Source organism: Candidatus Acetatifactor stercoripullorum (assembly GCF_944382095.1).
GTDB lineage: Bacteria > Bacillota > Clostridia > Lachnospirales > Lachnospiraceae > Acetatifactor > Acetatifactor stercoripullorum.
The window spans coordinates 1-9759 of record NZ_CALWMU010000067.1; the positions used below are offsets into that span (position 1 = coordinate 1).

The 9759-nt window shown below is 45.6% G+C and carries 12 protein-coding genes; all 12 read right to left on the reverse strand.

What is annotated here, in order from left to right; all coding sequences use genetic code 11:
• Nucleotides 1-120 precede the first annotated feature (120 nt).
• The 12 genes from SHK35_RS13690 to SHK35_RS13745 all read right to left on the reverse strand — a co-directional run bounded on the left by SHK35_RS13690 (nucleotide 121) and on the right by SHK35_RS13745 (nucleotide 8723).
• The gene (locus tag SHK35_RS13690; protein ID WP_318710196.1) at nucleotides 121-882 is read right to left on the reverse strand and encodes a hypothetical protein; all 762 of its coding nucleotides are present in this window, start codon (nucleotides 880-882) and stop codon (nucleotides 121-123) included.
• Nucleotides 883-1000: 118 nt separating this feature from the next.
• Entirely contained in the window at nucleotides 1001-1846 is an 846-nt protein-coding gene (locus SHK35_RS13695) for a bifunctional 5,10-methylenetetrahydrofolate dehydrogenase/5,10-methenyltetrahydrofolate cyclohydrolase (protein WP_318710197.1), read from the reverse strand.
• Nucleotides 1847-1891: 45 nt separating this feature from the next.
• Entirely contained in the window at nucleotides 1892-2545 is a 654-nt protein-coding gene (locus SHK35_RS13700; RefSeq protein WP_318704860.1) for a cyclodeaminase/cyclohydrolase family protein, read from the reverse strand.
• A 99-nt stretch (nucleotides 2546-2644) separates the two neighbouring features.
• Nucleotides 2645-3274 (reverse strand): hypothetical protein, encoded by a 630-nt coding sequence (locus tag SHK35_RS13705; protein ID WP_318710199.1) that lies wholly within the window; start codon nucleotides 3272-3274, stop codon nucleotides 2645-2647.
• Between the two features lie 9 nt (nucleotides 3275-3283).
• Complete coding sequence (locus tag SHK35_RS13710) at nucleotides 3284-4159, reverse strand: DUF3298 and DUF4163 domain-containing protein (RefSeq protein WP_318710200.1); 876 nt, start codon at nucleotides 4157-4159, stop codon at nucleotides 3284-3286.
• Entirely contained in the window at nucleotides 4156-4650 is a 495-nt protein-coding gene (locus tag SHK35_RS13715; RefSeq protein WP_318710201.1) for a sigma-70 family RNA polymerase sigma factor, read from the reverse strand. Before SHK35_RS13715 ends, SHK35_RS13710 begins: the two co-directional genes overlap by 4 nt.
• A 204-nt stretch (nucleotides 4651-4854) precedes the next feature.
• Complete coding sequence (locus SHK35_RS13720) at nucleotides 4855-5403, reverse strand: ECF transporter S component (RefSeq protein ID WP_318704719.1); 549 nt, start codon at nucleotides 5401-5403, stop codon at nucleotides 4855-4857.
• 33 nt (nucleotides 5404-5436) lie between these two features.
• Nucleotides 5437-6561, reverse strand: coding sequence for an aldo/keto reductase (locus tag SHK35_RS13725; protein ID WP_318710202.1), 1125 nt, complete (start codon nucleotides 6559-6561; stop codon nucleotides 5437-5439).
• Nucleotides 6562-6736: 175 nt separating this feature from the next.
• Nucleotides 6737-7234 (reverse strand): GNAT family N-acetyltransferase, encoded by a 498-nt coding sequence (locus SHK35_RS13730; protein WP_318710203.1) that lies wholly within the window; start codon nucleotides 7232-7234, stop codon nucleotides 6737-6739.
• 390 nt (nucleotides 7235-7624) lie between these two features.
• Nucleotides 7625-8014, reverse strand: coding sequence for a hypothetical protein (locus SHK35_RS13735; protein WP_318704717.1), 390 nt, complete (start codon nucleotides 8012-8014; stop codon nucleotides 7625-7627).
• 167 nt (nucleotides 8015-8181) lie between these two features.
• On the reverse strand, nucleotides 8182-8409 hold the full coding sequence (locus SHK35_RS13740) for a type II toxin-antitoxin system MqsA family antitoxin (RefSeq protein ID WP_318704716.1): 228 nt from the start codon (nucleotides 8407-8409) through the stop codon (nucleotides 8182-8184).
• Between the two features lie 2 nt (nucleotides 8410-8411).
• Nucleotides 8412-8723 (reverse strand): DUF4258 domain-containing protein, encoded by a 312-nt coding sequence (locus tag SHK35_RS13745; protein WP_318710204.1) that lies wholly within the window; start codon nucleotides 8721-8723, stop codon nucleotides 8412-8414.
• Between the last annotated feature and the right edge of the window lie 1036 nt (nucleotides 8724-9759).

Genomic DNA, 9759 nt, shown 5'->3' on the forward strand with positions numbered 1-9759 from the left:
ATCACTCATTTTTGTAAGAGTAATTGCCACTTTTCTTTTCGCAGCTTTCAAAGTGGGAATAAACTTTTCACTTCAGCATTTTTTTTATTTTCGTAACAGTTTAGTCATAATCTGCCGCCGTTAAAAGTAGCCGTTAAACAAACTTCCTGCATTATAGAGGCTGCTGTAGACTCCTGTAAAGGTATAGGTATTCGTCCGGTTCGCCTCTCTGTCCGCCGCATAACCAATTAAGGAGGACTGCGCCGACACCCTGTATCCATAGGACCCGTTTTCACCAAAAAGGCTTTTTACCGTAGTCATATCCGCCTCCATAAAGGTATCCTTATCAAGAGACAGCGTGCTGTCATCGTTTAACGTAATCCCTATCTTATTCAGCAGCTTCAGATTGCTGATGGTGGCATTCACCATGCTCTCAGCACGTTTGGTAATGCTTTCGCTTCCAGAATCATTCACTGCATCTACGACAGCGTTAAAATTTGTCACAAAGCTGTTTACCGCCTTGTAAATGCTTTCGGTATCATATCCCTTCTGGGTACTTTCCACACCGTTTTCATCCACCGTAGTAATATCCTTTTTGGTGAACACAGAATCGCTGCTCTTTTCCAGCAGGGCATCCGCTGATTCCTTCAGCGCATCGGCCGCAGTCTGCACCCTGGCCAGGGTCTTGGAATCTGCCTTTCCCGTCGCATCACTGTTTACCAGTGATTTCACCGTGTCATTGGCATCCTCGGCATAATAGGCCTTCATCAGCTTGAGATAGCTGCCATTTTTAATGCTGGCATAATCGAGCAGAAAGGTACTGCCCGCCACACCGGCAGCTCCGCTTCCCAGACTGGAAAATAAAAAAGAATAATCTGTTTTTGCCTGAATCGTAATGCTCATACGCGCTACCTCCTTGTATCATATTCCACACTTATCATTCCGGCATCCATGCCCCTCATGATTTCCCTTGTTTCCTATTTCTATCTTATCATATTTATCGGCCAAAAAACAGAAAAAATTAACATTTTCCAGACATTTTTGCAGCCCGCAGCAGGTGCTTTGCAAGCACAGAGGTGGTGACGCTTCCCACGCCCCCCGGCACCGGCGTAGCCAAAGCTGCCGTTTCCGCTACCTCATCCAGCTTCACATCTCCGCATAGATTTCCTTCTTCGTCTACGTTGATTCCCACATCGATCACAACCGCATCCCTGCCCACATAGTCAGCGCCCACCATTTTTGCAGCGCCTGCTGCCGCCACAAGCACTTGGGCATTTCTGCAGATCCCCGGCAGATCTTCTGTTTTTGTGTGGCACACCGTCACCGTTGCATTCTTTTTCAAAAGCAGCATGGCCACAGGCTTGCCGATCACAAGGCTTCGGCCGATTACAACGGCCCTTTTTCCCTTCAGGTCCACATCGGCATAATCCAGCATTTCTATTACGGCTTCTGCCGTACAGGGAGCAAATCCACTCTCATCCCCGGCATACACTTTAGCCTGGTTTATTGGCGACATCCCATCCAGATCCTTCCCAGGCGCAATACGGCTTTCCACAGCCTTTTCATCCAGATGCCTTGGCAGAGGACGAAGCAGAAGAATGCCGTCTATATCCCGGCTTTCATTGATCTCATCAAATTTCTGCAAAAAAGTATCATTGTCCACATCTGCCGGAAGCACATAGGTAGTGCAGGCAAAGCCCACCTTCTCCATTTTCTTTACAGCGCCCCTCTCATAGGCAATGTCATCCTGTTTTTCTCCCACGCGGATAATGGCCAGATGAGGCGACGCTCCTTTCCAGTCCTTCATTTCCTGAGCAATCTGTTCATTGATGGCATTTGCCACGGGAAGTCCCTTTAAAATATTCACACGGCTGTCCTCCTATGCTTTTTGTTTGTCTAAAAAGGGATGGGATTACCCCTCGGCCCCACATAGAGAACCGGCCACCTGTTCATAGATTCTGTCAGCCTCTCTGCATCCCTCTTCGCACAATTCTCTGGCCTTTTTATTCATTTCCGCCGCAGTTTCACGGTTCTTCATCAGCTTCGTGTTAATATACACGTTTAAAGAAGCTCCGTTTAATGCCGCCCGGCACAGCTGTACACCCACACCCACATCGCTGATGGCAATTCTGCTGCCAATCTCAGACAATCTGGAAAGGATATCCAATGCCTCCATAATTTCTTCCATCAGGGCAAGGGGGGCCTGGGCAGCCTTCTTAAGGGCTTCCTCCATAATCTGCTCCCTATGCTCTGCCTCCTCCTTAGTGCTTTTCGGCAGCCCATAGGCCCTCGACAAGGGTTCAAAGGCTTCCGCATCCTTCTCCATACCGGAAGCAAGGCGCCCGGTAACCCCGGCCGCCTTCTTCAATATCAGCTGAATTTCTTCCTCATATTCTGCGTACTTTTTCTTCCCGGCAGTGAGATTCGCCACCATGCTTCCCAGGCTCATCCCCAGAGCTGCCGCATAAGCGCAGACACCGCCGCCTCCCGGCACCGGCGCGCAGGAGGACACCTGATCCAGAAAATCCTTCATTTTCATTTCCGTCATCATGCTCTTCTTCTCCATTTCACCCACAGAAATCCTGTTTTGGTTTTATTCCATTATACCGGGTTTCCGTAAAGCTGTAAAGGTGTCCTGCGCTTTTGCGTTATGCTCTTTATTCTCTTATTCGTAGTTAATTCCCTGAATAGCCAATTCTCCATCCACCACTGAGAATATAATATTGTTTCCGCTTCCATCAGACAGTACAAACCCTGCCATGCTGGGCGTCAGATTCTGGGTATCCGCCGCTTCTATTGATGCTGACAGTCCCGATGTAAAAACAGCCTCCGCACCCAGTGCAATCAAATCTTCTCTGGATGACACCCCATCCTCTGCAATTCCCACATAAAGAGGATACGCAGCCAGGTCTGCCAAAGCCTCCAGGTCCTGTGCCGCAACCGCTTCCTTAATCTGTTCTGCGAACTCAGCTGCTGCAGCGCTGTCCACTGCAAAATTATCCTCATAACCTCCCTGGGCACTTTCCTCCTCAGATGCAGCCTGGGTTGTTCCCTCAGACGCTTCCGGCTGTGTTTCTTCCGCCGACTGTGTTTCTTTCGTTGGCTGGCTTTGGGACTCCTCTGCCGTACTTTCCCCGGCAGTTGTCTGCTGTGTCTCTGTTTCGGTCTGTGCGTCAGTGGATTGCTGTGTTTCTGTTTCAGTCTGCGGCACAGCGCTCTCCTCATTGGTACCTCCGCAGGCCGCAAGGTATGCACACATGGTCAAAGCCATAAAAAATGCAGTTATTTTTTTCATCTTCTTTTCCTACCTTTCTATTTCAAATTCTATGTCTCCGGCAGAACCGGGCGCAATCTGATACTTTTCAAAAACAATCACAAGGTTTTCGTTCTCATTTATATAGAACGGCGTCTCCTCTGTGATGCCTGTAAATCCTCCCTCTTCAGGAGTCCAAAACGTAATTCCATCCTCTTTACTCATAACCTCCATCTGCTTTCGGATGCTCTCATTTGCAGCTTCTATATCGTTTTCTCCCAGGACGTCATTTAAGGATAACAGTTTTTCCTGCTGCAGGTCAATGGTATAATATCTGGCCTCCCTATAAGCGGAAGTCCAGTTTTCGCTCCCCCTCACTACAAAGGACAAGTAATTTGGAGTCTGGGCCTTCACCTCATACCACACATTGATCTGGATATCATGGGCCGCCCATTCCTCTTCGGTTCCTCCAGTCTCCAGAAATGCCGTCCTGTATTCCATAGCCCGTTCCACGGCTTCCTTTGCATATTCCTCGCAGAGCTGATATATCTCCTGGTTGATAGAATCTGCCAGGCCATTGGTGTCTGCAGAAATCATTTCCACGCTGGGAATCTCCACGGAAATTCCTACATTTTCTTCCTCTGCCTCATAGGTTCTGAACGTAAGCACCCTTGCAACGGCTCCCACAACGGGGATGCTGCTCATCTCCCGGGCAAATGCGGTGTTGGTATTCAAAAGCACCGTAAAGACGACTGCCACTGCGGCTGCGGAAGTTGCCAGACCTCTTAGGACTCGTTTCCTTCTTTTCCATTGCAGAATTTTGCGGCGCTTGCCCGAGGATTCAATGGCCGCCTGCACACGCTCTCCCAGTTCCTCCGGGATGGGGATTGCATCGTACTTATCTTTTGCATCTTTCATCTCGCTCATAAATCTGCCTCCTTTATATTTTGTTTCAACTGTTTTAAGCCTCTATACAGCTTTGCTTTTACCGTGTTTAAATTCATCTGCATCACATCGGAAATTTCCTTAAGGGTCAGCTCTTCAAAGAAACGGAGCTTTACAATACACTGCACATCCTCCTCCAGCCTGCTTATCTGTTCATAAATCTCCTCACCGCTGCTGTCATACCTCCTCTCATAATAAGGAATTTCCATGGGTTTCTCATCGCCAGCTAAAACCTCTCTCTTTCGCTGCCTTAAAAACAGAAGGCTTTCATTGACAAGAATTCGGTAAAACCAGGTTCTTACCGCATTTTCATTTTTCACCGTCTCATAATGATCCAGCGCCTGGCAAATAGCATTCTGTACCACATCCAAGGCATCTTCTTTATTCTGAACATAGCTATAGGCCAGCCGGTAAAATTTTTCCTGATTCTCTGTTATATGATCCACTATTTTTTCGTATATTCCGTTTTTCATAGAAATCCTCATTTCTGCGCTTTCTGGTACCAGTAACTTTGCGTAAGACAAGGCCTCATCCCCTGTCTCAATCTATAGATGCAAAGGAAAGTAAAAAAGTTTCAAAAAAATAAAAAAAACAGGAAGCCCTCCTTCAAGGACTCCCCGCATGTCTCTCGCGAAAATCGCATACACTCTTTTCACAGCCCTCCCGAATGGTTTCGCTCAATATGCCCGCATCCTGCGGAAGGGAACCAGCCCGGTACGGTTGAGAGATAACATCACAACAGGAATCAAAATAAGCTGCACAACAATGCCGGGCACCGCATTCAGGAACGCACCAGCCATAAACATCTGCCATGTAAAGCCGCCGCCTGTTACACCCAGCTGGATGATCTGTACCACACCCCAGACAACCCGCCCCGCCAGCATGGCGATGACCAGACACCGGTACAGCGCACGGATACACTGCCATTTTGAAAGACTGTAAAGCAAGCCCGCCACAAGACCGTAGGTCATCAGCTCAAAGGCCATGGCCGTGGCTGTTGGGAAAAACACAGGCATTCCAAACACAGCGGAACGAAACAGCGGCAGAATAAACCCGACCACTGCGCCATACTGCCAGCCGCAGATCAGTCCGCACAAAAACACGGGAATGTGCATGGGCAGCAGCATATTGCCGATCTGCGGAATCTGTCCCGTCAAAAACGGCAGCACCAGGCCGAGAGCCAAAAACATTGCTGAGAGGGTTAATTTTTTAATTTTTTGTTTCATAGCTGCTTTCTCCTTCATCATCAATAAATTCTGTCATCTTTCTGCTTTCAGCAGCTCCCGGCACTGTTCCAGGTGTCTTATAATGGGCAGATGCTGGGGGCAGGCATTTTCGCATTGACGGCAGCGGATACAATCGGATGCAGCTCCTTTTCCATCAATGGCCTTTTGATAGTCCTCTGCCGCCTGAAGCGCCTGGCCGTTGGCAAGCTTTTTGTTCATTGCGGAAAAAATCTCCGGAATGGGTATCTGCTTGGGACAGCCCTCAGTACAGTAATGGCAGGCGGTACACGGAATAGCCGCTGAATGCCCCAAAATCCGCTGAGCCTGCTGAATGATTCTCTGTTCCTCCTCATTCAAAGGCTGAAAACTTTTCATATAAGAGAGGTTGTCCTTCATCTGCTCTACGTTTGACATGCCTGACAGCACCGTAATGACTCCCTCCAGGGAAGCAGCAAACCGGATGGCCCAGGAGGCGCAGGACATATCCGAATGATAGTCCATAAACAGCTTTTTCACTTCGGCCGGCGGATCCGCCAGATTTCCGCCTTTTACCGGCTCCATAACCACGATAGGTTTTCCATGCTTTCTGGCCACTTCATAGTTTGCCCTGGACTGAACCGACGGATTCTCCCAATCCGCATAATTAAGCTGAAGCTGCACAAAATCCACTTCGGGATGTTCTGTCAAAAGCTTATCCAGAAGCTGCGGGCCTGCATGGAAGGAGAAACCCAGATGCTTGATCAGCCCCTTTGCCTTCTGCTCCTGAACAAAGTCCCACAGATGAAATTTTTCATACTTCGTATAGTTATTATCCATCAGGGCGTGGAGCAGATAATAATCAAAATAGCCCGCACCTGTCCGCTCCAGACTGGTGTAAAACTGCTTTTTGGCCGCCTTTTCCGTAGGCGCCATAATAAAAGCGTTTAGTTTGGTTGCCAGAGTATAGGCATCCCGGGGATAACGGTCCACAAGGGCCTTCTTGGCGGCCGCTTCCGAACCCATGTACACATAGGCCGTGTCAAAATAGGTAAATCCGGCCTCCATAAACAGGTCTACCATCTGCTTCATCTGTTCGATGTCGGTGCCAAGCCCTTTTTTCGGCAGACGCATCAGGCCAAAGCCCAGCTTGGATGTTTCTCTTTCAAAATAATCCGCCATGATATCACCTCTTCCTGCAGTCTTATCCAATATTGTAAGCTGTTTCCATTATACCCGCCACTGCAAAATCCTGGAATCATCCAAATAGTTATACCGTGTAAACCTATGGGTAATATCATTGATCGCATACGGTTCTTTTTCTGTTGGCAATGGCAGGAAGTTCTCCCTGCCGCCTTTATCTGCCGACATTCTTATAATATAATACAATATCTTCAAAATGTCCGTCTTTCATCAAAAAGCCCTCCGGAATGCTTCCAAGCGGAACAAAACCCAGGCTTTCATACAATCTTCTTGCGCGGGTATTTCCCGCCACAACCGCGTTAAACTGCATGATACGAAAGTTATGATGCTTTGCCTGTATAAGGCTGTCCTCCACTAATTTTCTGCCAATCTGCCTTCCCCGCGCATCCGAGGAAACAGCATAGCTGGCGTTACAGATATGCCCGCACCTGCCGATATTATTTGGATGAAGTATATACAGTCCCAAGAGCTTTCCGCTCTTTACATCCTGTGCAACTGCGCACCATGTCTGGTCTGCAAAAAAGGCTCTGCCGCTTTCCTGCGTAAGATATTCTGTCTGTGGGAAAGCGACACCCTCTTCCACCACTTCATTCCAAATACTCACCATGCCAGGGATATCGCTTTCCTCATATTTTCGAATTCCGATTTCCATACTGTATCTCTCCCGTTATTTCTTTTTCCTGTTACTGTTCCAGGGTCTTACGCCGTCAAGCCAGCCTTGCTGCGCCCAATACTTTCCATCGGGATATTCCGGATTGGCTTTATGTAATGTTTGTTATTCCGTCCTTATGAATTTTTCATCCGAATAGGAGCATTCCATTCCTGACTCATCATCTAAAAGCGAAAAAGAAACCGCACGTCCCCAGGATGGATTATCGTACAGAATAATGTCCGTAAATTTACCGGAGTCCTGCTCTGTCAAATTTGAAATATACATGGTCATTTTTATATGTATACGTTGTCCTCTTGTCCCCGCAAGCCGAAAACATACTAAGAGATATAAGAAGTATTCCTATGCTCAAAACATATCGCTTTATGCGTTTCATCGCTGTTCTCCTTCCCGTATCTTTTTTTCAATCCTGCGGATGGACCGAACATTGCTTATAATAAAAACCACAGCAAAAAATATAAAAACAATACCAAAGAAGAGCAATGTCATACTATGGAACAATAGAGCAAGACCGATAAGAATTCCAGTCAATACTATTAAAACAATGCTAATGATGAATAAAGCCGGTTTCGTGACCTTCGGATCATTTGTTTGATAGTGATAAGAAACCGATTTACCCTTAAAGTATCTTTGACGCGGCTCCGTTCTTCTTCCAAATGTCTTTCTCGCATTAATCCAGCCATCTTCCTCTGTGGTTGTGATTTTTTTCTCCATTGTGCAGGTTCCATTATCGTTGATCGTTTCTTTCTTTTCTACCTTCATTCTCCATCCTCTCTAAATTCCCTTATACCTAAAAATACGGCGTTTCCAAAGCTGCTGTTAAGCACAAACCAACAGGCAGTACATTTATCGCTGGAAACGCCGCTGCGACGGCTCCTGGTTTTCCTATGCGGCCACTGAGGGAAACACCCAATAAGATGCTTAGAAATTTATGCAACCTTTGAATAGTCAATAACAGAAATTTCTTGCATCAGCTTTTTTGCGGCATCAACCATCTTTTCCAGTCGCTCTGCCACCTCGTCCGTATAAAATCTTTCTCCGCATTGTTCACACTCTTCACAGGGTACATTTTTAATCACAATCACACACCCTTCATAATTTACAACATGAGTTGTCAAACTTGCTTTTACAGTATCACATTTACAAAACATACACATACTCAACGCCCCTTTCTGGTCTTTAAATCATCTTCAAACTTTACAGTGCTCGGAAAATATGCTGTTATTATATAAATATATTCCTCATCATTTCCGACCACTACATGTATAGGCTTATTGTTTACCGTATAACCAAAAACCAAACAACTTGGATGTGGGAAGTCGTCTGGGTAATCCTCAATAATTTCACCTTTAGAAATACAATTTTTTACATCTTCCCGGCTTATGTCTCGTTCCTGCATCCGCGCTAAACAATGAACCGACCATTTGATTTTTGATTGATTGCAAAGCATTTGGATTATTCCAATCTGCATCCTTGGTAACTCCTTTCCTTTGATACCTCGATTATATCACTTTTAAAAGTTACTATAAATAGATTAAAAACCGCTTCTTTCTAAGGCATGTGAAACATCTATCTTATATCTTAATCCCTCATTTCTGAGCGACTTGTCGCGAAGAGGCGACGCAAATATCAAATTTGCGTCTGCCATCATGGCTATTTGTTTTCGCTCAGAAATAAATAGCCGTGTGAAAAATCAGCACATCAGTGTGATTTTTCACACTAACATCTCACTCCCCTCTATATTCTTACTTTATATTATCAGCATAAAAGAAGTCAATTTAAAATTTTGAGGAGAAATTTTTTGCAAAAAAATAAACCGATTTATGGTCGATTTATCTTTAGAAGCACTTGCACAGGACTCTCCTTTCCCTGTGCATTTTTGATCATTTGATTACTTTTTTGATTACCTTTGGTAATCGCCTCTTGAAACCCCCTTGTTTTCAGGCAAAAATAAGGCGGAAGATGGGACGCTTCGGTACGGAAAAAGAAAAACCTCAGGTTTCCACCTGAGGCTTTCTTTTTCACTGCGGAAGATGGGACTTGAACCCATTAAAAAATGTCACATAAATTATATAAATGCTTATATTTTATAATTATATGACAAAAATCATGACAAAAATAATATTTTTTCTTATTTTCAGTGCGACATATATTTGGCAAATTAGTCATCCGAAAATATTGACATTTATTTCTGAATAAATTATAATAAACTTGTCGCATATATTGGATGCTATATATGTGGTTCCGCCAGCAATTCCGGCGGACACGGGTTGAAATAATAACATTTATGGCAATGTTATTATCTAACATTGTCGCAGGCAGTGGATGCTCTGCATTGCGGTGTGGATAGCAATTCCATCCACCACGGGTAGAAATACGGTGATGTAAAGAAAAAAAGCGGGATTTACCGCTTTTTTTCTTTGTTACCTGCCAGCTTTTCCGGCTCCATAACATTCATAAAATTTGTCTGTCAGCTCTCCAAGCTGTTCCGGGCTCAGGCTTTCTTT

What these genes read in the sequence shown, in the direction of transcription:
- SHK35_RS13740 (WP_318704716.1), bottom strand. Translation starts at nt 8,409, where the DNA reads ATGTGTATGTTTTGTAAATGTGATACTGTAAAAGCAAGTTTGACAACT.
- SHK35_RS13710 (WP_318710200.1), bottom strand. Translation starts at nt 4,159, where the DNA reads ATGAGCGAGATGAAAGATGCAAAAGATAAGTACGATGCAATCCCCATC.
- SHK35_RS13705 (WP_318710199.1), bottom strand. Translation starts at nt 3,274, where the DNA reads ATGAAAAAAATAACTGCATTTTTTATGGCTTTGACCATGTGTGCATAC.
- SHK35_RS13700 (WP_318704860.1), bottom strand. Translation starts at nt 2,545, where the DNA reads ATGGAGAAGAAGAGCATGATGACGGAAATGAAAATGAAGGATTTTCTG.
- SHK35_RS13690 (WP_318710196.1), bottom strand. Translation starts at nt 882, where the DNA reads ATGAGCATTACGATTCAGGCAAAAACAGATTATTCTTTTTTATTTTCC.
- SHK35_RS13720 (WP_318704719.1), bottom strand. Translation starts at nt 5,403, where the DNA reads ATGAAACAAAAAATTAAAAAATTAACCCTCTCAGCAATGTTTTTGGCT.
- SHK35_RS13730 (WP_318710203.1), bottom strand. Translation starts at nt 7,234, where the DNA reads ATGGAAATCGGAATTCGAAAATATGAGGAAAGCGATATCCCTGGCATG.
- SHK35_RS13725 (WP_318710202.1), bottom strand. Translation starts at nt 6,561, where the DNA reads ATGGCGGATTATTTTGAAAGAGAAACATCCAAGCTGGGCTTTGGCCTG.
- SHK35_RS13735 (WP_318704717.1), bottom strand. Translation starts at nt 8,014, where the DNA reads ATGAAGGTAGAAAAGAAAGAAACGATCAACGATAATGGAACCTGCACA.
- SHK35_RS13745 (WP_318710204.1), bottom strand. Translation starts at nt 8,723, where the DNA reads ATGCAGATTGGAATAATCCAAATGCTTTGCAATCAATCAAAAATCAAA.
- SHK35_RS13715 (WP_318710201.1), bottom strand. Translation starts at nt 4,650, where the DNA reads ATGAAAAACGGAATATACGAAAAAATAGTGGATCATATAACAGAGAAT.